General features: G+C 72.6%; 21 protein-coding genes and 1 pseudogene. 15 read left to right on the forward strand and 7 right to left on the reverse strand.

From position 1 onward, the window contains the following. Positions 1–58 precede the first annotated feature (58 nt). The 3 genes from ACIRGB_RS12415 (at position 59) to ACIRGB_RS12425 (ending at position 3455) form a co-directional block, all read left to right on the forward strand. Positions 59–343 (forward strand): hypothetical protein, encoded by a 285-nt coding sequence (locus tag ACIRGB_RS12415; RefSeq protein WP_403862415.1) that lies wholly within the window; start codon positions 59–61, stop codon positions 341–343. Beyond that, positions 340–1638: a M14 family metallocarboxypeptidase gene (locus ACIRGB_RS12420; RefSeq protein WP_403862418.1), complete on the forward strand. Its 1299-nt coding sequence runs from the start codon at positions 340–342 to the stop codon at positions 1636–1638. Before ACIRGB_RS12415 ends, ACIRGB_RS12420 begins: the two co-directional genes overlap by 4 nt. Before the next feature lie 80 nt (positions 1639–1718). Further along, complete coding sequence (locus ACIRGB_RS12425) at positions 1719–3455, forward strand: BCCT family transporter (protein WP_403862421.1); 1737 nt, start codon at positions 1719–1721, stop codon at positions 3453–3455. Positions 3456–3488: 33 nt separating this feature from the next. On the opposite strand, the gene ACIRGB_RS12430 is transcribed toward ACIRGB_RS12425, so the two are convergent. Then, positions 3489–4439, reverse strand: coding sequence for an FAD-dependent oxidoreductase (locus ACIRGB_RS12430; protein ID WP_403862424.1), 951 nt, complete (start codon positions 4437–4439; stop codon positions 3489–3491). Between the two features lie 64 nt (positions 4440–4503). On the opposite strand from ACIRGB_RS12430, the pseudogene ACIRGB_RS12435 reads away from it, so the two are divergent. Together ACIRGB_RS12435 and ACIRGB_RS12440 are read left to right on the forward strand one after the other, a co-directional pair. Next, positions 4504–4605: pseudogene (locus tag ACIRGB_RS12435) on the forward strand (oxidoreductase); the annotation flags it as partial. A gap of 16 nt (positions 4606–4621) precedes the next feature. Continuing rightward, positions 4622–6268 carry an ABC-F family ATP-binding cassette domain-containing protein gene (locus ACIRGB_RS12440; RefSeq protein ID WP_403862427.1) on the forward strand — a complete coding sequence of 549 codons (1647 nt, stop codon included), beginning with the start codon at positions 4622–4624 and terminating at the stop codon, positions 6266–6268. A gap of 150 nt (positions 6269–6418) precedes the next feature. On the opposite strand, the gene ACIRGB_RS12445 is transcribed toward ACIRGB_RS12440, so the two are convergent. The 3 genes from ACIRGB_RS12445 to ACIRGB_RS12455 form a co-directional block, all read right to left on the reverse strand. Then, positions 6419–8767 (reverse strand): Tex family protein, encoded by a 2349-nt coding sequence (locus ACIRGB_RS12445; RefSeq protein ID WP_403862430.1) that lies wholly within the window; start codon positions 8765–8767, stop codon positions 6419–6421. A 112-nt stretch (positions 8768–8879) separates the two neighbouring features. Then, positions 8880–9011 carry an LPFR motif small protein gene (locus ACIRGB_RS12450; protein WP_010042827.1) on the reverse strand — a complete coding sequence of 44 codons (132 nt, stop codon included), beginning with the start codon at positions 9009–9011 and terminating at the stop codon, positions 8880–8882. A 107-nt stretch (positions 9012–9118) separates the two neighbouring features. Next, positions 9119–9988: a hypothetical protein gene (locus ACIRGB_RS12455; RefSeq protein WP_403862433.1), complete on the reverse strand. Its 870-nt coding sequence runs from the start codon at positions 9986–9988 to the stop codon at positions 9119–9121. A 114-nt stretch (positions 9989–10102) separates the two neighbouring features. On the opposite strand from ACIRGB_RS12455, the gene ACIRGB_RS12460 reads away from it, so the two are divergent. After that, positions 10103–11083: a GlxA family transcriptional regulator gene (locus ACIRGB_RS12460; protein WP_403862436.1), complete on the forward strand. Its 981-nt coding sequence runs from the start codon at positions 10103–10105 to the stop codon at positions 11081–11083. Positions 11084–11131: 48 nt separating this feature from the next. Next, complete coding sequence (locus ACIRGB_RS12465; RefSeq protein WP_403862438.1) at positions 11132–11767, forward strand: DJ-1/PfpI family protein; 636 nt, start codon at positions 11132–11134, stop codon at positions 11765–11767. Here ACIRGB_RS12465 and ACIRGB_RS12470 read toward each other — a convergent pair. Then, complete coding sequence (locus ACIRGB_RS12470; RefSeq protein ID WP_403862441.1) at positions 11754–12509, reverse strand: enoyl-CoA hydratase/isomerase family protein; 756 nt, start codon at positions 12507–12509, stop codon at positions 11754–11756. The two genes, ACIRGB_RS12465 and ACIRGB_RS12470, sit on opposite strands and share 14 nt — an antisense overlap. Positions 12510–12703: 194 nt before the next feature. Here ACIRGB_RS12470 and ACIRGB_RS12475 point away from each other — a divergent pair, with 194 nt between their 5' ends. Next, on the forward strand, positions 12704–13156 hold the full coding sequence (locus ACIRGB_RS12475) for an ATP-binding protein (RefSeq protein WP_403862444.1): 453 nt from the start codon (positions 12704–12706) through the stop codon (positions 13154–13156). 1 nt (position 13157) lies between these two features. Here the strand turns inward: ACIRGB_RS12475 and idi are convergent, their stop codons facing one another. Both idi and ACIRGB_RS12485 read right to left on the reverse strand, forming a co-directional pair. Continuing rightward, positions 13158–13751, reverse strand: a complete 594-nt coding sequence (idi, locus tag ACIRGB_RS12480) for an isopentenyl-diphosphate Delta-isomerase (RefSeq protein ID WP_403862447.1) — start codon at positions 13749–13751, stop codon at positions 13158–13160. A gap of 244 nt (positions 13752–13995) precedes the next feature. Then, complete coding sequence (locus ACIRGB_RS12485) at positions 13996–14934, reverse strand: cation diffusion facilitator family transporter (RefSeq protein WP_403862449.1); 939 nt, start codon at positions 14932–14934, stop codon at positions 13996–13998. A 477-nt stretch (positions 14935–15411) separates the two neighbouring features. Between ACIRGB_RS12485 and ACIRGB_RS12490 the strand changes: the two genes are divergently transcribed. From ACIRGB_RS12490 to ACIRGB_RS12520, 7 genes are all read left to right on the forward strand, one after another. Next, positions 15412–17229, forward strand: a complete 1818-nt coding sequence (locus ACIRGB_RS12490) for a DUF5941 domain-containing protein (RefSeq protein ID WP_403862452.1) — start codon at positions 15412–15414, stop codon at positions 17227–17229. Beyond that, the gene (locus ACIRGB_RS12495; RefSeq protein ID WP_030191093.1) at positions 17226–17978 is read left to right on the forward strand and encodes a sugar phosphate nucleotidyltransferase; all 753 of its coding nucleotides are present in this window, start codon (positions 17226–17228) and stop codon (positions 17976–17978) included. Before ACIRGB_RS12490 ends, ACIRGB_RS12495 begins: the two co-directional genes overlap by 4 nt. After that, positions 17966–19027, forward strand: a complete 1062-nt coding sequence (locus ACIRGB_RS12500; RefSeq protein WP_403862456.1) for an iron-containing alcohol dehydrogenase family protein — start codon at positions 17966–17968, stop codon at positions 19025–19027. The genes ACIRGB_RS12495 and ACIRGB_RS12500 overlap by 13 nt, the downstream gene beginning before the upstream one ends. Beyond that, the gene (locus ACIRGB_RS12505) at positions 19005–19784 is read left to right on the forward strand and encodes a CDP-alcohol phosphatidyltransferase family protein (RefSeq protein ID WP_403862459.1); all 780 of its coding nucleotides are present in this window, start codon (positions 19005–19007) and stop codon (positions 19782–19784) included. The genes ACIRGB_RS12500 and ACIRGB_RS12505 overlap by 23 nt, the downstream gene beginning before the upstream one ends. An 8-nt stretch (positions 19785–19792) precedes the next feature. Then, positions 19793–20665, forward strand: a complete 873-nt coding sequence (locus tag ACIRGB_RS12510) for a glycosyltransferase family 2 protein (RefSeq protein ID WP_403863448.1) — start codon at positions 19793–19795, stop codon at positions 20663–20665. 98 nt (positions 20666–20763) lie between these two features. Continuing rightward, positions 20764–21693, forward strand: a complete 930-nt coding sequence (locus ACIRGB_RS12515) for an ABC transporter permease (RefSeq protein WP_403862462.1) — start codon at positions 20764–20766, stop codon at positions 21691–21693. After that, positions 21686–22465, forward strand: coding sequence for an ABC transporter ATP-binding protein (locus ACIRGB_RS12520; RefSeq protein WP_403862465.1), 780 nt, complete (start codon positions 21686–21688; stop codon positions 22463–22465). Before ACIRGB_RS12515 ends, ACIRGB_RS12520 begins: the two co-directional genes overlap by 8 nt. Positions 22466–22472 lie beyond the last annotated feature (7 nt).

The following is a 22472-nucleotide window of genomic DNA, read 5'->3' on the forward strand; positions in this document are numbered from 1 at the left end:
GTCATGAGCCACGCCCGGCCCTCTTATGCGCGGGAGTCGGCCGATGTACCGTCCGCGCATGCCGATACGCATGCGCCTCACCCTCCGGAGACCGCTCGCGACGGCGGCCCCGGCCCACCCGTCCGCCCCGCGCGGCGACCAGGGCCGCGACGGCCCCTCCACCGACACGCCGACCCGCGCCCTGGCCCTCTCCCGCACGGCGGCCCGCGTACCGTTCGTCGGCACCGCCGCCGCGTTCACCAGGGCCACCGCCGGCCCGAGGACCGCCGCTGCGGCATCCGCGCCGCGCCACGGCGTGACCGCGCCGCACCCCACGCACCGCGTCCCGACGGGAGGCCGATGAACCGCCTGCGCACCCTCACCGCGACCACCGCGACCCTCGCCGTGTCCCTCCTCCTCCCGTCCCTCCTCACCGCACCCGCCCACGCCGACGGCGCCGCACACCAGCCGCCCCGCACCGGGTTCGAGCGGACGAACGGCGCCCGCTGGACCACCCAGCCGGAGGAACAGGCCCTCCTGGCCGCCGCCGACCGGGCGAACGGCCGGGTCGGTCTCCACCGCATCGGCACCACGAAGCAGAACCGCCCGCTCCGGCTCGTGACCATCGGCAGGCCCTCCGCCGCGAACAAGGTGCTCCTCGTGTGCAGCCAGCACGGCGACGAACCCTCCGGCCGCGAGGCCTGCCTGACCACCGTGCGGGACCTCGCCTACGCCACCGACCGCGCGACCCGGCGCTTCCTGGACCGCACCACCGTGCTGGTGGTGCCCACCGCCAACCCCGACGGCCGGGCCGCCGACACCCGCGGCAACGGCGACGGCGTCGACGTCAACCGCGACCACCTGGCCCTGGCCACGGCCGAGGCCCGCGCGCTGGCCGCCGTCGTCCGCGACCAGCGCCCCGACGTCATCTACGACCTGCACGAGTACGGCGCCACACCCCCGTACTACGACAAGGACCTCTTCGACCTCTGGCCCCGCAACCTCAACACCGCCGCGCCGGTCCACGCCGAGGCCCGCACCCTGTCCGGCGCGTACGTCCGCCCCGCCGCCGAGCACGCCGGGTACTCGACGGGCACGTACGGCATCTGGACCGACCCCGAGACCGGCGACCCGGTCAAGCAGACCGCCGGCGACGGCCAGGAACGCATCCTGCGCAACATGTCCGGCGTGAAGCACGCGGTCGGCCTGCTCATCGAGAGCCGCGTCGACGCCCTCACCGATGCCGAGCGCGACGACCCGGCCCTGAACCACCGGCGCCGGGTGGACTCCCAGCTCGCCGCCCTGGACGGCCTGTTCCGCTTCGCGGACGTACGGCGCGGACGCGTCGAGGCGGCCACGGGCGCCGCGCGCCGCGCGGGACTGGCCGATTCCGGACCCGTGTACCTGGGCGGCGCGGACAACGACCCGGCCGAGGACACCGAGGTGATCCAGGACCCGCCCTGCGGCTACCGGCTGACCCCCGCCCAGTACCGGGACGTCGCGGACGAACTCGCCCTGCACGGTGTAAAGGTGCGTCCGACCGGGGAGAAGGGCGCCTACGTACCGCTGCGCCAGTCACAGCGTGCCCTGGTGCCGCTGCTCCTGGACGAGCGCGCGACGTACCACGTGACGGTGGGCGAGCCGGACACCCTCTGCTGAGGAGGTGAGTTCCGCGTCTTACGTGGTAAGGGCGTAGCGGAGGAGTATTTTCGGCCTGATCGACGTGAAAGGTGCCGCCTGTGACGCAGGACCGACCAAGCGACAAGGAAGAGCACGAAAGAGGCACGCTTCCCGGTTCGGAAGCGGGCCTGCCGGGGCAGGAGCACAAGCCCCGGACCGACCGCGTCGTCTTCGGCGTCACGGCGGTTCTGACCCTGGCGTTCGTCGTCTGGGGCGCCGCCGCCACCGACTCGCTGGAGGACGTCTCCAGCAGCATGCTCGGTGGCCTGCTGCACAACGGCGGCTGGGCGTTCACGCTGGCCGCCTCCGGTTTCGTGGTCTTCGCCCTCTGGCTGGCGGCCAGCCGCTACGGCCGCATCCACCTGGGGGCCGAGGGCGAGGAGCCCGAGTTCAAGACGGTGTCCTGGGTCGCCATGATGTTCAGCGCGGGCATGGGCATCGGTCTGATGTTCTACGGCGTGAGCGAGCCGCTGGCGCACTACACCACGCCCCCGCCCGGCACCGATCCGGCCGACTCCGGCGACCGCATGGCCACGGCCATGGCCACCACCCTGTTCCACTGGACGCTGCACCCGTGGGCGATCTACGCGGTGGTCGGTCTCGGCATCGCCTACAGCACCTTCCGCAGGCGCCGCAGGCAGACCATAAGCGCGGTGTTCACCCCGCTCATCGGCGAGAAGCACGCCAACGGCGCCGGCGGCCGGGTCATCGACATCCTGGCCATCATCGCGACGATCTTCGGCTCCGCGGCCTCGCTCGGCCTCGGCGCGCTCCAGATCGGCTCCGGCATGGAGAAGCTCGACTGGATGGACAAGGTCAGCACCGGACTCCTCGTCGGCATCATCGCGGTGCTCACGGTGGCGTTCGTGGCCTCCGCGATCTCCGGCGTCGAGAAGGGCATCCAGTGGCTGTCCAACACCAACATGGTGCTGGCCCTGCTGCTCGCCGTCTTCGTGTTCATCGCGGGCCCGACCATCCTCATCCTCGACCTGCTGCCGACCTCCGTCTTCGCCTACCTCGGCGACCTGCCCCAGATGGCCGGCCGCACCGAGATCAGCGGCGGCAAGGGGGTCGCTGACTGGCTGGGCAGCTGGACCGTCTTCTACTGGGCGTGGTGGATCTCCTGGACGCCCTTCGTCGGCATGTTCATCGCCCGCATCAGCCGGGGCCGGACGATCCGTCAGTTCATCGGCGGCGTCATCCTGGTGCCCAGCACGGTCAGCCTGGTCTGGTTCGCGATCTTCGGCGGCTCGGCGATGCGGCTCCAGGAGCAGCACCGGCTGGGCGACGACTCGACCCCGGAGGGCCAGCTCTTCGGCGTGCTCCAGGAGTACCCCATCGCCACCGCCACCAGCCTGCTGGTGATGATCCTCGTAGGCATCTTCTTCGTCTCGGGCGCCGACGCGGCCTCCATCGTGATGGGCACGCTCTCGCAGAAGGGCGCGCTCGAACCCAGCCGCTGGGTGGTGGTCGTCTGGGGCGTGGTCACCGGAGCCGTCGCGGCCATCATGCTGCTGATCGGCAGCGGTGAGGCGGACGCGCTCACCGGGTTGCAGAACCTCACGATCCTCGCGGCGGCGCCCTTCGTCATCGTGATGATCTTCATGTGCATCGCGCTCATGCGCGACCTGCGCCGCGACCCGCTCATCGTGCGCGGCGAGATGGCCAACGAAGCCGTCGAACTGGCCGTCATCGAGGGCCACAAGCAGTACGAGGGCGACTTCGAGATCCGGATCGGCCCCGGCCCCGGCACGGAGGTGGAGGGCGACCCGATCGGCAAGCACCACGAGGACTGACCCCCGACGGCCCGGCCGACCGGAGCAGCGGCGTCAGGAGGCGAGCCGGGCCGCCTCCTGAGCGCACCCCCAGGCCACGGTGACGCCCGCGCCACCGTGGCCGTAGTTGTGCACCAGCCGCCGCCCGTCCGGCAGCGTGGCGCGCTCCAGCCGGACCGCGTCCCGGGCCGGCCGCAGCCCCACCAGGTGCGCGAGCACCCGCGCCCCGGCGATCTCGGGACGCAGGGCCGCGCACCGCCGCACGATGGCCTCCGCGACCGCCGGGTCCGGCTCGGTCGACCAGGCGTCCTCCTCGGCCGTCCCGCCCAGCAGCAGCCGCCCCGGCTGCGGAAGGAAGTACGTCGTCTCCCCGGAGGCCGCGTCGGCCGAGACCAGCCAGGTGCGGACGCCGGGGTTCTCCACGACGACCAGTTGCCCGCGCACCGGCCGCACCGCGGGGTCCGGCACCAGGTCCCGGGCGCCCAGCCCGGTGCAGTTGACCACGACCGGCGCGTCCGCCTCGGCCAGGTCGGTCACCGCGCGGTCCTCCACCGTGCCGCCCGCGGCCACCAGCCGCTCCCGCAGCCACGGCAGATGAGTCGACATGTCGATGAGCGGCAGCCGCGCCCACAACCCCGTACCGGCGTACTCGGCGGCGCTCGCCGCCCGCAGTCCCGGCAGCCGGGCCGCGGCCCACCCGCCCACCTCGTCCAGGCCGGTCTCGCCGAGCACCCCTTCGACCATGCGCACGCCGGTCCGCTCGGGCCGGTCCGCCAGCTCCTCGTACACGTCCAGGGACCGCAGCGCCCAGGTCTGCGCCAGCGCCACCGGCTCGATCCGGTACGGCCACCACAGCCCGCCCGCGACCACCGAGGTGGTCCGCTCCGCGGGCTCCCGGGTCCACAGCCGGACCCGCCTGCCCCGCTCGGCGAGGACGACGGCCGTCGTCAGCCCGATCACCCCGCCGCCGACCACGACGACCTCGCCATCCAGTTCGGTTTCCACACCGCGACGTTAACCGACCCCCCGGCGCGGTGCTCCAAGCGCTCCCGCCGCGGGGCTACTCGCCGAGGTGACCTCACCCTGCCGGGTACGCCTCACCGCGTACCGCCTCGACCGCACCCACGTCCACGTGGGCTTCGACGGCGTAATGGAACCGAGTGAGCGCCGCTAGGATCGACGGTCTGATGACTGCCACCCTCGTCGCCAAGAACCTCGCCGCCGGCCACGGCGACCGCTCCCTGTTCACCGGGCTCGACCTCGTCGTCGCACCCGGCGACGTCATCGGCCTCGTCGGGGCCAACGGCGCGGGCAAGTCCACCCTCCTGCGGATGCTCGCCGGGCTGGTCGCGCCGGAGGAGGGGGAACTGCGCCTGTCCCCGCCCACCGCCACCGTCGGCCACCTCCCGCAGGAGCCGGAGCGCCGCCCCGGCGAGAGCGTCCGGGCGTTCCTGGCCCGCCGCACCGGCGTCACCGAGGCCCAGCGCACCATGGACGAGGCCACCCAGGCCCTGGTCGACGGCACCCCCGGCGCGGACGACGCCTACGCGACCGCCCTGGAACGCTGGCTGGCCCTGGGCGGCGCCGACCTCGACGACCGGGCGGAGGAGACCGCCGACGCGCTGGGCCTGACCGTCGACCTGGACCAGCCGATGACCTCGCTGTCCGGCGGCCAGGCCGCACGCGCCGGCCTCGCCTCCCTCCTCCTGTCCCGCTACGACGTCTTCCTCCTCGACGAGCCGACCAACGACCTCGACCTGGACGGCCTGGAGCGCCTCGAACGCTTCGTGACCGGTCTGCGCGCCGGCACCGTCGTCGTCAGCCACGACCGCGAGTTCCTCACCCGCACCGTCACCAAGGTCCTCGAACTCGACCTCGCCCAGCGGCAGATCAACCTCTACGGCGGCGGCTACGAGGCCTACCTGGAGGAACGCGAGGTGGCCCGCCGGCACGCCCGCGACGAGTTCGAGGAGTACGCCGACAAGCGGGCCTCCCTCCAGGACCGGGCCCAGACGCAGCGCGCCTGGATGGACAAGGGCGTCAAGAACGCCCGGCGCAAGGCGGGCAACGACAACGACAAGATCGGCCGCAAGTTCCGCAGCGAGGCCAGCGAGAAACAGGCCGCCAAGGCCCGCCAGACCCAGCGCATGATCGAACGCCTGGACGTCGTCGAGGAACCGCGCAAGGAATGGGACCTGCGCATGGAGATCGCCTCGGCGCCCCGCTCGGGCGCGGTCGTCGCCACCCTGCGCGACGCCGAGGTCCGGCGCGGCGACTTCGTGCTCGGCCCGGTCTCCCTCCAGATCGACTGGGCGGACCGGGTGGCGGTGACCGGAGCCAACGGCGCGGGCAAGTCCACGCTCCTCGGCGCCCTCCTCGGCCGCGTCCCCCTCGACGCCGGGCACGCGGCGCTCGGCTCCGGCGTCCTGCTCGGTGAGGTCGACCAGGCCCGCAAGCTGTTCCACGGCCCGGAGATCCTGCTGGACGCCTTCCGCGCGGCGGTCCCGGACATGGACCCGGCGGAGATCCGCACCCTCCTGGCCAAGTTCGCCCTCAAGGCCGACCACGTCGTCCGCCCGGCGTCGACCCTCTCACCGGGCGAACGCACCAGGGCCGCCCTCGCCCTCCTCCAGGGCCGGGGCGTCAACCTCCTGGTCCTGGACGAGCCGACCAACCACCTCGACCTGCCGGCCATCGAACAACTCGAGTCGGCCCTGGACGCCTACGAGGGCACGCTCCTCCTGATCACCCACGACCGCCGCATGCTCAACGCGGTACGAGTGACCCGCCGCCTGGAGGTAACGAACGGCAAGGTGACGGAGACCGCCCCGTAACTGCATGCATCCGCCGCAGCTGCGGGCAATCGTGCCTCCCCCAGTGCCTGAACGGCCTGGGAGGTACCCCCAGGCGGCACGGGTGGGCGCAGCGGCACCCCGCACCGCCGGGCTGCGCACCCACCCCCGCCCCGCCCCAGCGCCGGGCGCTTAGGCCAACCCGGCCCGCCGCAACGCCTCCGCCATCGCCCCGTTGGACGGAGCAGGCGCCGACGCAGGCCGCCCCTTACCGCCCCCGGAGCCACCCCGCTGCTGCCGTTGCCGGGGCGGCTTCCCACCCCGCTCCCGCTTCTGCTCCCCTGGCGAACCCTGCGGAGCAGCCTCGTCGTCCAACCGCAGCGTCAACGAGATCCGCTTCCGCGGGATGTCGACGTCCATGACCTTGACCTTCACGATGTCCCCGGGCTTCACCACGTCCCGCGGGTCCTTCACGAACGTCCTCGACATCGCGGACACGTGCACGAGCCCGTCCTGATGCACACCGACGTCCACGAACGCCCCGAACGCGGCCACGTTCGTGACGACCCCCTCCAGCACCATCCCGGAGGACAGGTCGGAGATCTTCTCCACGCCCTCCTTGAAGGTGGCGGTCTTGAAGGCGGGCCGCGGGTCGCGCCCCGGCTTCTCCAGCTCCCGCAGGATGTCCGTGACCGTCGGCAGACCGAACGTCTCGTCCACGAACTGGTCCGGCCTCAGCGACCGCAGCACCGACGTGTTGCCGATCAGCCCGGTCACGTCCTGCCCGGCGGTCTTCACCATCCGCCGCACCACGGGGTACGCCTCGGGGTGCACGCTGGACGCGTCCAGCGGGTCCTCGCCGCCCCGGATCCGCAGGAAGCCCGCGCACTGCTCGTACGCCTTGGGACCGAGCCGCGGCACCTTCTTCAGCGCGGTCCGCGAGGTGAACGGCCCGTTCGCGTCACGGTGCGCCACGATGTTCTCGGCGAGCCCCGACGTGATGCCCGAGACCCGGGCGAGCAGGGGAGCGGAGGCGGTGTTGACGTCCACCCCCACGCCGTTCACACAGTCCTCGACCACCGCGTCCAGGGAACGGGACAGCTTCACCTCGGAGAGGTCGTGCTGGTACTGGCCGACGCCGATCGACTTCGGGTCGATCTTCACCAGCTCGGCCAGCGGGTCCTGCAACCGCCGGGCGATCGACACCGCGCCGCGCAGCGAGACGTCCATGTCCGGCAGTTCCTGGGAGGCGAAGGCGGAGGCCGAGTACACGGACGCGCCCGCCTCGGACACCATCACCTTGGTGAGCTTCAACTCCGGGTGTTTGGAGATGAGTTCCCCGGCGAGCTTGTCGGTCTCGCGGGAGGCCGTGCCGTTGCCGATGGCGATCAGGTCGACCGTGTGCTCCTTCGCCAGCCGCGCGAGCTTGGCGATCGCCAGGTCCCACCGGTTGGCGGGGACGTGCGGGTGGATCACGTCCGTGGCCACGACCTTGCCGGTCGCGTCGACCACGGCGACCTTCACGCCGGTACGGAAACCGGGGTCGAGGCCGAGCGTGGCGCGGGTGCCCGCCGGGGCGGCCAGCAGCAGGTCGCGCAGGTTGGCGGCGAACACGTCGACCGCCTCGTCCTCCGCGGCGGTGCGCAGGCGCAGCCTGAGGTCGATGCCGAGGTGCACCAGGATGCGGGTGCGCCAGGCCCAGCGGACGGTGTCGACCAGCCACTTGTCGGCCGGCCGGCCCCGGTCGGCGATCCCGAACCGGCTCGCGACGATCGCCTCGTACGACGACGGGCCCTCGGTGGGCTCCTCGGGCTCCAGGACGAGGTCGAGCACGTCCTCCTTCTCGCCGCGCAGCATCGCGAGGACCCGGTGCGAGGGCAGCTCGGTGAACGGTTCGGCGAAGTCGAAGTAGTCGGCGAACTTGGCGCCGGCCTCCTCCTTGCCCTCCTTGACCTTGGCGACGAGCCGCCCGCGCGTCCACATCCGCTCGCGCAGCTCGCCGATCAGGTCGGCGTCCTCCGAGAACTTCTCCGTGAGGATCGAGCGCGCCCCGTCCAGGGCGGCCTGCGGATCGGCCACGCCCTTGCCGGCGTCGACGAACGCGGCCGCCGCGGTCAGCGGGTCCACCGACGCGTCGGCGAGCAGGCCCTCGGCCAGCGGCTCCACACCCGCCTCGCGCGCGATCTGCGCCTTCGTCCGCCGCTTCGGCTTGAACGGCAGGTAGATGTCCTCCAGGCGCGCCTTGGTCTCCGCCGCGCGGATGCGCGCCTCCAACTCCTCCGTGAGCTTGCCCTGCTCGCGCACCGAGTCGAGGATCGCCGAGCGCCGCTCCTCCAGCTCCCGCAGGTAGCGCAGCCGCTCCTCGAGCGTGCGCAGTTGCGCGTCATCGAGCATCTCGGTCGCTTCCTTGCGGTAGCGGGCGATGAAGGGCACCGTCGAGCCGCCGTCGAGCAGCTCCACCGCGGCCTTCACCTGCCGCTCCCGCACGCCGAGCTCGTCGGCGATCCTGCTTTCGATGGACCCTACGTCGGGTGTCGTCACGATCCCGTACCGCCTTCTCACTGAGGTTGCGCGGCAATTGTGGCAGGTGACACCGACAATCGGGGATCAGGGCGACGTCCGGGCCGGTCGCGACCGAGGGGAGGGGCCCGGATCAGACCCTGCGGCTCCGGGTGGAGGACGAGGCCCCGCCGAAGAGCCGGGCCAGGGCCCGGAAGGGAAGCGTCACCACGGTGGCGATCGCTCCACCGATCTGGCGCAGAACGTCTGCGATGGCACGGAACACGGGTAGCCCCTTTCGTTTCCCGGCCGCCCCGGCCGGGAGACTTACGGGTACCTCGGTCGCGGCTTCGCATGCCTGTCCGTACACTTCGTCCGAAGCCGGGCGGGTCGTCAGCGCCCCGCGAGCAGGTCCGCCGGGAAGGCGCCCGCACCGAGTGCCGTACGCGCGAAGGCCGACCCGAGTTCCGTCAGGCGCGCCACCCCCTCCGCGCCCAGGTGCGCGTACGGGGCCCTGTCCAGCCGGTCCGTCTCCCGCTCGATGTCCTCGCGCAGGGCCGCGCCCTCCTCGGTCAGCCGGCCGGCCGCGTCGACCAGCCCGCGCTCACGCAGCCGGCCGACGGCCGCGTCCCACTCCTCCTGGGTCCAGCCCCGGGTGCGGAAGACCCACTTCGGCGCCAGGCCCTTGCCGGTCGCGGTGTGCGTGACCAGCGCCTCCAGGCCGTCCAGGTCCGCGGCCAGGAGCGCGGCGAGGTGGCCGTCGCCGCGGTGCTCGCGCAGCAGCGTCGCCGCGTGCCAGAGCGCCAGGTGCGGGGCGTCGGGCACGGGCAGGTCCGCGTGGGCCGAGTAGAGCGGGCGGGCGCCGCGCGTGCAGCCCTCGGCGGCGCGCAGGGCCAGTTCGGCCGCCTCCGCCATCTCGGCCGACGCCACGGCCTCCTCGCCGAGCAGACGGCGCAGCGTCGCGTCGACGGCCCGTAGGCGCGCCGCCAGCGCCTGCTCCGGGGTGACCTTCTCCCACACCGCGGGCACGTGCCGGGCGACGAGATCGTGCTGGTAGTTGTAGAACGCCGCCGTCACGGCACCGGCGCCGACCGGCCCCAGCGCGGCGGCGCGCACCGCGAAGTTGACGGCCGGGGCGTCGGTGACCCCGAGGGCGCCCAGCTCCCGGCCCAGGTCGGGCGAGAAGTAGTGCGTGGAGTGCAGCGAGTTGAGCGCGTTGTGGCAGCGGCGGCCCGCGCGTGCGTCGATGGCGGCAGTTGTCATGCCCCGCACGTTACCAACCGCTCAGTACGTCCTCGGGGCCCGCAGGACGGAGGGCAGGAAAGGAGGGGTTCTCGTCATTGCGGCCGTACGGCGGCGGGCCCAAGAATCGACGGCATGGCACAGCGAACCGGCCGAGCCGGCCGAACCGTTCTGGTCCTCCTCTTCGACGGCGTCCAGAGCCTCGACGTCACCGGCCCCGTGGAGGTCTTCGCGGGCGCCGAGACGCACACGCCGGGCACGTACCGCATCCGCACGGCGTCGCTGGACGGGGCTCCCGTGCGCACGTCCAGCGGTCTGACCGTCGTACCGGACCAGGCGCTCACCGGTGACCTGCCGGAACCGGACACCCTGGTGGTGCCCGGCGGCCAGGGCTCGCGGAACCCGGACCCGCGCCTGATCGGCTGGCTGCGCGCGCACGGACCCGGCGCCCGACGCCTGGTCTCCGTCTGCACCGGGGCGATCCTGCTGGCCCGGGCGGGGCTGCTGGACGGCCGCCGTGCCACCACCCACTGGGCCTACAGCGGCCGGCTCGCCCGCGACCATCCGGCCGTGGACGTCGATCCCGACCCCATCTACATCCGTGACGGGAACGTGGCCACGTCCGCCGGCGTCACCTCCGGCATCGACCTCGCACTCGCGCTGGTGGAGGAGGACCTGGGCCGGGACGTCGCCCTGACCGTCGCCCGGCACCTGGTGGTGTTCCTGCGCAGGCCCGGGAACCAGGCCCAGTTCAGCGCCCAGCTCGCCGCCCAGACCGCGCGCCGGGAACCGCTGCGCGAGCTCCAGCACTGGATCACCGAGCACCCCGGCGCCGACCTGAGCGTCGCGTCCCTGGCCGCCCGCGCCAGCCTCTCGCCGCGCCACTTCGCCCGCGCCTTCCAGGCCGAGACCGGCATGACGCCCGGACGGTACGTCGACCGGGTCCGCCTGGAACACGCGCGCCGGCTCCTGGAGGACACCGGCGACGGCGTCGAGGAGGTCTCCCGCGCCAGCGGCTACGGCACGCCGGAGGCCATGCGCCGCGCCTTCGTCAAGGCCCTCGGCACCCCACCGGCGGAGTACCGCCGCCGGTTCAGGCCCGCCCCGGCCCACTGAGCCCCGTACCCGCACCACCGTCCACCGACCGACCGCCGGAGGAAACCCGTGCAGATCGCCATCGTCCTCTTCGACCGCTTCACCGCCCTCGACGCCGTGGGCCCGTACGAGACCCTCGGCCGTCTCCCCGACGCGGAGACCGTCTTCGTGGCCGAGCGCACCGGTCCCGTGCGCACCGACACCGGAAACCTCGCCCTCACCGCCGACCGGACGCTGGCCGACGTACCCGCCCCCGACATCGTCGTCGTCCCCGGCGGTCCCGGCCAGACGCCGCAGATGGAGAACGAGACCCTGCTGGACTGGCTGCGCGCCGCCGACGCCACCAGCACCTGGACCACGTCCGTGTGCACGGGCTCCCTGCTGCTCGCCGCCGCCGGACTGCTGGCGGGGCGCCGCGCCACCTCGCACTGGCTGGCGCTGGACCTCCTGAAGCGGTACGGCGCCGAGCCGACCGGGGAACGGGTCGTCACCGACGGCAAGTACGTCACCGCGGCCGGTGTCTCCGCCGGCATCGACATGGGGCTGACCCTGCTCGGCCGGATCGCCGGCGACGAGCACGCCCGGGCGGTGCAGCTGCTGACCGAGTACGACCCGCAGCCGCCCTACGACGCCGGGTCCCCGGCCAAGGCGCCCGCGCACCTCGTCGCGGAACTCCGCGGCCACAGCCGCTTCACCCTGACGTAGGCCCGCTCCAGCCGAACCGCGGCTGCCTGCGCTCCAGGAAGGCGGCGACCCCCTCCGCGGTGTCGCCGCTGCGGCGCGCCTGCGCGGCCCAGTGGGCGTCCCGGTCTGTGCGCCCGTTCGCGAACTCCTTCGCCGCGGCCTGCGTCAGCAGCGAGCGGGACGCCAGCACCCGGGTGAACTCCGCCACCCGCTCGCCCAGTTCGCCCTCCGGCAGCACCTCGTCCACCAGACCGGTGCGCAGTGCCCGCGCGGCGTCGATCAACTCCCCGCTGAACAGCAGGTACTTCGCGGTGGCGGGCCCCGTCAGCGCCACCAGCCGCCGGGTGGCGGACGCCGGGTACACCACCCCCAGCTTGGCCGGGGTCACGCCGAACAGCGCCGTCTCCTCGGCGAACCGCAGGTCGCACGCCGCCGCCAGCTGCGCCCCGCCGCCCACGCAGTGCCCCCGGATCGCGGCGAGCGTCGGCTTGGGGAACGCGGCGAGGGCCTCCTCGGCCCGCACCGCCAAGCCCTGTGCCTCCTCGGCCGACTCGCGCAGGGTCGAGATGTCGGCACCGGCGCAGAAGGTCGCGCCCTCGCCGGTCAGCACCAGCGCCCGCACCCGGGGATCGGCGGCCAGGCCGTCGAGGACGCGGGGCAGCGCCCGCCACATCGCGGCCGTCATGGCGTTGCGCTTGGCCGGGTGGTGGACGACGACGGTGGCGACCGAGTCGGCGACCCGGTGCAGCAGCTGCGGCTCCATGGGCCGGATGCTATACACCGGCACGGTCCCCCCGGCGCCCGGGCAGGCGGGACAGGAACGGTCCCGTGTCATGCGCCAACGATCAGAAATCGCTCGATACACGCCGACTTGTGTTCAGTTCTCCGGGGCGGGGCGGTGCGTTACCAACACTCAGGGGTGTGGTGACAATCGAGCCCAGGGGTGGCGACCGGACCATGGACGAGACCGGGCCCACCGGGCCGCTGCCGTACGAAGGTGTCTGGCGGTTCACCGCCCCCGCCGTGGACGCCTCGGTGCCGCAGGCCCGGCATGCCGTGCGCGACCTGCTGACCCGCCAGGGGGTACCCGTCTCCGACGACGTGACCCAGGCCCTGCTGCTGATCGTCTCGGAGCTGGTCACGAACGCGGTCCGGCACGCGGCGGTGCTCTCGCCGGTGCTCGCGGTGGAGGTCGCCGTCGGGCCGGAGTGGGTGCGGGTGGCCGTGGAGGACGACCACCCCTACCGTCCGACCGCCCTGGAGACCGACCACGGCCGCACCGGCGGGCGCGGCCTGCTCCTGGTCCGTGAGATCACCCGGGAGGCGGGCGGGGCCTGCGACGTGGCCCACACGGCGAGCGGCGGCAAGGTGATCTGGGCCGCCCTGCCGCTCAAGCACGCCATGCGTTAGGTCACCAGCCCGCGGAGGGGCCGGTCAGCTCGCGGACGGCCGGCCGGGCCGCGTCGAGAACCGTCATGAACCACGCCGAGAAGGTGTCCCGCGCGTGCCGCTCGGACAGCTCCGCCGGGGACACGAAGACCGTGTCCGCCACTTCCTCCGGGTCCGGGCGCGGCTCGGCCTGCACCAGGCCGACGAAGAGGTGGTTGTACTCCTGCTCGACCAGCCCCGAGGCCGGGTCCGGGTGGTTGTAGCGCACCGTGCCCGCCTCGGCGAGCAGCGAGGGCGACACCCCCAGCTCCTCGTACGTCCGCCGGGCCGCCGCGGCGAACGGCGCCTCACCGGGGTAGGGGTGGCCGCAGCAGGTGTTCGACCAGACGCCGGGGGAGTGGTACTTGCCCAGGGCCCGCTGCTGGATCAGCAGCCGCCCCCGCTCGTCGAACAGGAACACGGAGAAGGCGCGGTGCAGCCGCCCGGGCGGCTGGTGCGCGGAGAGCTTCTCCGCGGTGCCGATCGTCACGCCGTTCTCGTCGACCAGTTCCAGCAAAATCGCGTCTGCGGTGCCGTTCGACGAGCTGGGCGTCGCGGTGGCAGGAGTGATCGGCATACCCATCCTTCACATCGGTCCTCGCGCCCCAAGTGTGCCGTACGAATCCGGCACTCTCGGCACTTCCCGGCACACCCGCATGTCCCGCGCGCCCGCGTCGGCACCGGGGGCGGCCGGCCGGACACCGAGCAGGGGCCCGATGAGTGATCGTTCCCCGGGGCCGCACGCCCGGAACCCTTCCGTAGGAGCGAGCGGGGGCGCGTGCCGAGGGGTGCGCCCCCGTCGTCCGCCGTGTCGCCCCGGCTCAGTGGCAGAGCCGGGCCTCGTGTTCCGCGTGACCGCTGGGCTCCAGCTGGAAGGTGCAGTGCTCCACGTCGAAGTGGTCGCCCAGGCAGCCCTGAAGCTCGTGGAGCATCTTCTCGTGGCCGATCGCGTTCAGCGCGTCGCCGTCCACCACCACGTGCGCCGAGAGCACGGGCAGGCCCGAGGTGATGGTCCACGCGTGCAGGTCGTGCACGTCCTCGACCCCGTCCAGAGCCAGTATGTGGGCGCGCACCTCGGCGATGTCCACGCCCTTGGGGGCCGCCTCGAGGAGCACGTCCAGGGTCTCGCGCAGCAGGCGCCAGGTGCGCGGCACGATCATCAGACCGATGAGCAGCGACGCGATCGGGTCGGCCGGCTGCCAGCCGGTGGCCAGGATCACCAGCGCCGAGACGATCACCGCCAGGGAGCCCAGCGCGTCCGCGGCCACCTCCAGGAAGGCGCCCCGTACGTTCAGGCTCTCCTTCTGGCCGCGCATCAGCAGCGACAGCGACACCAGATTCGCCACCAGGCCGATCGCGCCGAAGACGACGGTCGGTCCGCCCGCGGTGTCGGCCGGGGTGACGAACCGGTCGATCGCCTCGTACAGGACGTAACCGCCGACTCCGAGCAGCAGCAGGCAGTTGGCCAGGGCGGCGAGGATCTCGGCGCGGGCGTAGCCGAAGGTGCGGCGGTCGCTCGGCGGGCGGCTCGCGAAGTGGACGGCCAGCAGGGCCATGCCGAGCCCCAGGGCGTCCGTCGCCATGTGCGCGGCGTCGGCGATCAGCGCGAGCGAGTCGGCGAGCAGCCCGCCGACGATCTCGACGACCATGACGGTGAGGGTGATCGCCAGCGCCACCCGCAGCCTGCCCCGGTAGGCGGCCGTCGCCGTCCCGCCGGCGTGCCCGCCGTGCGCGTGCCCGTGATCGTGCCCAGCCCCCATGGGAAAGCCGCCTCCTTGTGCGTACCGGCGTCCGGTGCCCCGGTGCCCGGATGACAGTCAACTACGGGTAGGGGGTATCGGGCAACGCGGCACTGAACACCGTTGTCATCTGCTCTGACCTGCGAAAACGTTCCGCAGGTCAGGGCGCCGGGAGATGCCCGGAGGCGTGGGTTCCGCCAGGTGGCGCACAGGACCGCAGAGGGCCGCCCTGACCCTGTGCGCACGAGCGTCGACACAGCGCGATGTCCGCGATGCCCGGTCTGGGAGCGCGGTTTGTGGGGCGGGCCCCGCATCCACGATGATGATCGCGGCAAAGGCGGGAGCACGCGGCGTCGACCGATCGTGAAACGGGCGGTGAACACGGCGTTCCCGGCATCCGATAACCTCTGCCGACATGCCGCCCGGGTGCCCCAGGCACGGGCGCTCCACCATGCACAGGCCCGGCGTCCAGGCGCCGGCACCAGGGAGTGAGTTCGGTTGCCGACCGCCATCCTCACCGGTCAGCCGGTCCCCGGTTCGTCGATCGAGAGCGAGCTGCGGTCCCTGGGCTTCGACGTGCGCCTCGCCTCGGGTGCCGCCGACACCGAGACCCTTCTGGCGCGGGTTCCGGGCGAGGAACGGGTCGCCGTGGTCGACGCCCGCTTCGTGGGCCACCCGCACGCCCTGCGCCTCGGCCTGACCGACCCCCGCTTCCCGCTCGCCGCGATCCCGGGCGCCGTGACCGCCCAGCCGGCCGCCCGCCAGGCGCTGACCCGCGCGATGGCCCGCGAGAACTCCGCGGGCGGCGGCACCGCGCTTGCCGTGAGCAGCCTCGCCGACCGGATCACCGCCGCCCTCGACGCCGACGGCGCCGACGTGCACCGCCCCGAGCTGGGCAGCCTCGTCGCCGCCGTCCCCGCCGATCCGCAGGCCCGCAACGAGGCACGGCAGGCCGTCGCCGCCGTCGACGACGAGGCCGTACGCCTGAAGTCGGCGGTCAAGGCCCGCGACGGCTTCGTCACCACCTTCCTCATCAGCCCGTACTCCCGCTACATCGCCCGCTGGTGCGCGCGGCGCGGGCTGACGCCCAACCAGGTCACCACCGCTTCGCTGATCACCGCGCTCATAGCGGCGGGCTGCGCCGCCACCGGCACCCGCGCCGGCTTCGTCGCCGCCGGTGTGCTGCTCATCGCCTCCTTCGTCCTCGACTGCACCGACGGACAGCTGGCCCGCTACTCCCTCCAGTACTCCACGCTCGGCGCCTGGCTCGACGCCACCTTCGACCGGGCCAAGGAGTACGCCTACTACGCGGGCCTCGCCCTCGGAGCCGCCCGCGGCGGCGACGACGTATGGGCCCTCGCGCTGGGCGCGATGGTCCTCCAGACCTGCCGCCACGTCGTCGACTTCTCCTTCAACGAGGCCAATCACGACGCCTCGGCCAACACGAGCCCCACCGCCGCCCTCTCCGACAAGCTCGACAGCGTCGGCTGGACGGTCTGGGCGCGCCGCATGATCGTGCTGCCGATCGGCGAACGCTGGGCCATGATCGCCGTGCTGACCGCGCTCACCACGCCCCGGATCACCTTCTACGCGCTGCTGATCGGCTGCGCGTTCTCCGCGACCTACACCACCGCCGGCCGCGTCCTGCGCTCGCTGACCCGCAAGGCCGTGCGCACCGACCGGGCGGCGACGGCACTGGCCGACCTCGCCGACTCGGGACCGCTCGCCGAGGCCGCCGCCAGGGGCCTGCGCACCGCCGCCCGCCGGCTGCCCGGCTTCACCGCCCCCGCCGTCGCCCTCCTCGGCGGCGCCGCCGTCGTCGCGACGGCCGCGCTCACCGGCTTCGGCGGCCCCTGGCCGCTCGTCGCCGCGATCCTCTACGTGCTGACCTCGGCGCTCGCCGTCGCCCGCCCCCTCAAGGGCGCCCTCGACTGGCTGGTCCCGCCCTTCTTCCGGGCCGCCGAGTACCTCACCGTCCTGGTCCTGGCCGCGAAAGCGGACGTGAACGGGGCCCTTCCGGCGGCTTTCGGGCTGGTGGCCGCGGTCGCCTACCATCACTACGACACGGTCTACCGCATCCGCGGCGACGCGGGTGCGCCGCCGAAGTGGCTGGTGCGGACGATCGGGGGGCACGAGGGCCGCACGCTGGTGATCTGCGTGCTTGCCGTGCTGCTCACCGCCACACAGTTCAAGGTCGCGCTCACGGTCCTCGCCGTGGCCGTGGCACTCGTGGTGCTCGTCGAGAGCATCCGCTTCTGGGTCGCCGCCCACAAGGTCGGCGCACCCGCCGTACACGACGAAGGAGAACCCGCATGATCGGCCTCGTGCTGGCGGCCGGCGCCGGCCGGCGTCTGCGTCCCTACACCGACACCCTGCCCAAGGCACTGGTGCCGGTCGGCCCCGAGGGGGCGGAGGACAGCATCACGGTGCTCGACCTGACCCTGGCGAACTTCGCCGAGGTCGGCCTGACCGAGGTCGGGATCATCGTCGGCTACCGCAAGGAGGCCGTGTACGACCGCAAGGAGGAGCTGGAGCGGAAGTACGGCGTCAAGCTCACCCTGATCGACAACGACAAGGCCGAGGAGTGGAACAACGCCTACTCCCTGTGGTGCGGCCGTGACGCCCTCAAGGACGGCGTGATCCTCGCCAACGGCGACACCGTGCACCCGGTCTCCGTCGAGAAGACCCTGCTCGCCGCCCGCGGCGACGGCAAGAAGATCATCCTCGCCCTCGACACGGTGAAGAACCTCGCCGAGGAGGAGATGAAGGTCGTCGTCGACCCCGACAAGGGCGTCCAGCGCATCACCAAGCTGATGGATCCCGCCGAGGCGACCGGCGAGTACATCGGCGTCACCCTCATCGAGGGCGAGGCCGCCGCCGACCTGGCCGACGCGCTGAAGGCCACCTTCGAGCGCGACCCGCAGCTGTACTACGAGGACGGCTACCAGGAGCTGGTCAACCGCGGCTTCAAGGTCGACGTGGCGCCGATCGGCGACGTCAAGTGGGTCGAGATCGACAACCACGACGACCTCGCCAAGGGCAGGGAGATCGCGTGCCAGTACTGACGAGGCTCATCCCGTCGCCGGTCGTCGTGGACATCCGCGCGGGTGCCCTCGACGACCTGGGGGGTGTGCTCGCCGACGAGCGCATCTCCCACTCGGGCAAGCTCGCCGTCGCCGTCAGCGGCGGTTCCGGCGCCCGGCTGCGCGACCGCGTCGCCCCGTCCCTGCCCGGCGCCGACTGGTACGAGGTCGGCGGCGGCACCCTGGACGACGCGATCAAGCTCGCCGGCGCCATGAAGGCCGGCCACTACGACGCGGTCGTCGGCCTCGGCGGCGGCAAGATCATCGACTGCGCCAAGTTCGCGGCGGCGCGCGTCGGCCTCCCGCTGGTCGCCGTGCCGACCAACCTCGCGCACGACGGCCTGTGCTCCCCGGTCGCCACCCTCGACAACGACGCGGGCCGCGGCTCCTACGGTGTGCCCAACCCCATCGCCGTCGTCATCGACCTGGACGTCATCCGCGCGGCCCCGGCCCGCTTCGTGCGCGCCGGCATCGGCGACGCCGTCTCCAACGTCTCCGCGATCGCGGACTGGGAGCTGGCCAACCGGATCAAGGGCGAGCGGATCGACGGCCTGGCCGCCGCGATGGCCCGCCAGGCCGGCGAGGCCGTGCTGCGGCACCCCGGCGGCATCGGCGACAACGAGTTCCTCCAGGTGCTGGCCGAGGCGCTGGTGCTCAGCGGCATCGCCATGTCGGTCTCCGGCGACTCGCGGCCGTCCTCGGGCGCCTGCCACGAGATCAACCACGCCTTCGACCTGCTCTTCCCCGAGCGCGCCGCCGCCCATGGCGAGCAGTGCGGCCTGGGCGCGGCCTTCGCGATGTACCTGCGCGGGGCCCACGAGGAGTCCGCGCACATGGCCGGGGTCCTGCGGCGGCACGGGCTGCCGGTGCTGCCCGAGGAGATCGGGTTCACGCCCGAGGAGTTCTTCCGGGCCGTGGAGTTCGCCCCCCAGACGCGGCCCGGCCGTTACACGATCCTCGAGCACCTCGACCTGAAAACCGACCAGATCAAGGACCTGTACGCCGACTATGTCAAGGCCATCGGTAGCTGAACTACGCCCGGTCGTCCATCCCGCGGGGGTCAAGGACCGGCGCAGCGGTGAGCACTGGGCGGGACGCCTCTACATGCGCGAGGTCTCGCTGCGGATCGACCGCTACCTGGTGAACACCAGGATCACGCCCAACCAGCTCACGTACCTGATGACCGTCTGCGGCGTGCTCGCGGCCCCGGCGCTGCTGGTGCCGGGCATCTGGGGCGCCGTGCTCGGCGTGGTCGCGGTCCAGCTGTACCTGCTGCTGGACTGCGTCGACGGCGAGATCGCCCGCTGGCGCAAGCAGTACTCGCTCGGCGGCGTCTACCTGGACCGGGTCGGCGCCTACCTGACCGACGCCGCCGTCCTGGTCGGCCTCGGCCTGCGCGCCGCCGACCTCTTCGGCACCGGCCGCATCGACTGGCTGTGGGCCTTCCTGGGCACCCTGGCCGCCCTCGGCGCGATCCTGATCAAGGCCGAGACCGACCTGGTGGGCGTCGCCCGGCACCAGAACGGGATGCCCCCGGTCAAGGAGGCCGCCGCCGAGATCCGCTCCTCCGGCATGGCGCTGGCCCGCCGGGCCGCCGGGGCGCTCAAGTTCCACCGGCTGATCCTCGGCATCGAGGCGTCCCTGCTGATCCTGGTCCTCGCCGTCGTAGACCAGGCGCGCGGCGACCTGTTCTTCACCCGCCTCGGCACCGCCGTACTCGCCGGCATCGCGCTGGTGCAGACCCTGCTGCACCTGGTGTCCGTCCTCGCCTCCAGCAGGCTGAAGTGAGCGCGCCCATGAAGGTCGGCGCCGTCGTCATCACGATGGGCAACCGCCCCGAGGAGCTGCGGGCCCTGCTCGACTCGGTCGCGAAGCAGGACGGCGACCCGGTCGAGGTGGTCGTGGTCGGCAACGGCTCGCCCGTCCCGGAGGTGCCCGACGGCGTGCGCACCGTCGAGCTGCCCGAGAACCTGGGCATCCCCGGCGGCCGCAACGTCGGCATCGAGGCCTTCGGACCGGGGGGCAGCGACGTCGACATCCTGCTCTTCCTCGACGACGACGGCCTGCTCGCCCGCACCGACACCGCCGAGCTGTGCCGCCGGGCGTTCGCCGCCGACGACGAGCTGGGCATCATCAGCTTCCGCATCGCCGACCCGGAGACCGGCGAGACCCAGCGCCGGCACGTCCCGCGGCTGCGCGCCGCCGACCCCATGCGCTCCTCCCGGGTCACCACCTTCCTCGGCGGTGCCAACGCGGTGCGCACCCGCGTCCTCACCCAGGTCGGCGGGCTGCCGGACGCGTTCTTCTACGCCCACGAGGAGACCGACCTGGCCTGGCGGGCCCTCGACGCGGGCTGGATGATCGACTACCGGTCCGACATGGTGCTGAACCACCCCACCACCGCGCCGTCCCGGCACGCGGTCTACCACCGCATGGTCGCCCGCAACCGGGTCTGGCTCGCCCGCCGCAACCTCCCCGCGCTCCTGGTCCCGGTCTACCTCGGCGTCTGGATGCTGCTCACCCTGCTGCGGCGGCCGTCGCGACCTGCGCTGAAGGCGTGGTTCGGCGGCTTCCGCGAGGGCTGGGCCACCCCGTGCGGTCCCCGCCGGCCCATGCGGTGGCGTACGGTGTGGCGCCTGACCCGGCTGGGCCGCCCCCCGGTGATCTGACAAGCTCGTAACCGAGAGCGTTCCGGCCCCGACCGGGGCCACCAGGTCCATGCCTGGCCCGCGCGGCCGAGCATTTTCGAAGACGAGAGTTTCCACCAGTGAGTGAGACAACACACGACGGCACGGTCGCCATGACCAAGCCCGTGTCGCCCGACGAGGGCCTCACACCGGCCCGGCTCGCCGCCAAGTACGGGCTGTCCGTGAGCGGCGCCCGACCTTCCCTCCTGGAGTACGTCCGTCAGCTCTGGGGCCGGCGGCACTTCATCCTCGCCTTCTCCCAGGCGAAGCTGACCGCCCAGTACAGCCAGGCCAAGCTCGGCCAGCTGTGGCAGGTGGCCACCCCGCTGCTGAACGCGTTCGTCTACTTCGCGATCTTCGGCCTGATCCTCAACGCGGGCAAGGGCATGCCCAAGGAGGTGTACATCCCGTTCCTGGTGACGGGGGTGTTCGTCTTCACCTTCACCCAGTCCTCCGCGATGGCGGGCGTGCGCGCCATCTCCGGCAACCTCGGACTGGTGCGGGCGCTGCACTTCCCGCGCGCCTCGCTGCCCATCTCCTTCGCGCTCCAGCAGCTCCAGCAGCTGCTGGCCTCGATGATCGTGCTGTTCGCGGTGGTCATCGGCTTCGGCAGCTACCCCTCGCTGTCCTGGCTGCTGGTCGTGCCGGCGCTCGTCCTCCAGTTCCTGTTCAACATGGGCCTGGCGCTCATCGTGGCCCGCATGGGGGCCAAGACGCCGGACCTGGCCCAGCTGATGCCGTTCATCATGCGGACCTGGATGTACGCGTCGGGCGTCATGTTCTCCATCCCGATCATGCTGGAGGACAAGCCGGCCTGGCTCGCGGACGTGCTCCAGTGGAACCCGGCCGCCGTCTACATGGACCTGATCCGCTTCGCGCTGATCGACGGGTACGGCTCGGAGAACCTGCCGCCGCACGTGTGGGCGGTCGCGCTCGGCTGGGCCGTGGTCCTCGCCGTGGGCGGCTTCGTGTACTTCTGGAAGGCGGAGGAGAGGTACGGCCGTGGCTGAGCAGCAGCAGGACCAGCGGGTGCCGACGGTCATCGCGGACGAGCTGCACATCGTCTACCGCGTCAACGGCGCCAGGACCGGCAAGGGCAGCGCGACGGCCGCCCTGAGCCGCATGATCAAGCGGGGCGAGGAGCGGGGCGTGCGCAAGGTGCACGCCGTGCGCGGTGTCTCCTTCACCGCCTACCGGGGCGAGGCCATCGGCCTGATCGGCTCCAACGGCTCCGGCAAGTCGACGCTGCTGCGGGCCATCGCCGGCCTGCTGCCCGCCGAGCGCGGCAAGGTCTACACCGACGGCCAGCCCTCCCTGCTCGGGGTGAACGCCGCCCTGATGAACGACCTGACCGGCGAGCGGAACGTCATCCTCGGCGGACTGGCCATGGGCATGACCCGTGAGGAGATCAAGGAGCGCTACCAGGACATCGTCGACTTCTCCGGCATCAACGAGAAGGGCGACTTCATCACCCTGCCGATGCGCACCTACTCCTCCGGCATGGCCGCCCGGCTGCGCTTCTCCATCGCCGCCGCCAAGGACCACGACGTCCTGATGATCGACGAGGCCCTCGCCACCGGCGACCGCAAGTTCCAGACCCGTTCCGAGGAGCGCATCCGGGAACTGAAGAAGGAGGCCGGCACCGTCTTCCTGGTCAGCCACAACAACAAGTCCATCCGCGACACCTGCAACCGGGTCCTGTGGCTGGAGCGCGGCGAGCTGCGCATGGACGGCCCGACCGACGAGGTGCTCAAGGAGTACGAGAAGTTCACGGGCAAGTAGTCCGGCA

It is taken from the genome of Streptomyces sp. NPDC102490 (assembly GCF_044765285.1).
Classification (GTDB): Bacteria; Actinomycetota; Actinomycetes; order Streptomycetales; family Streptomycetaceae; genus Streptomyces.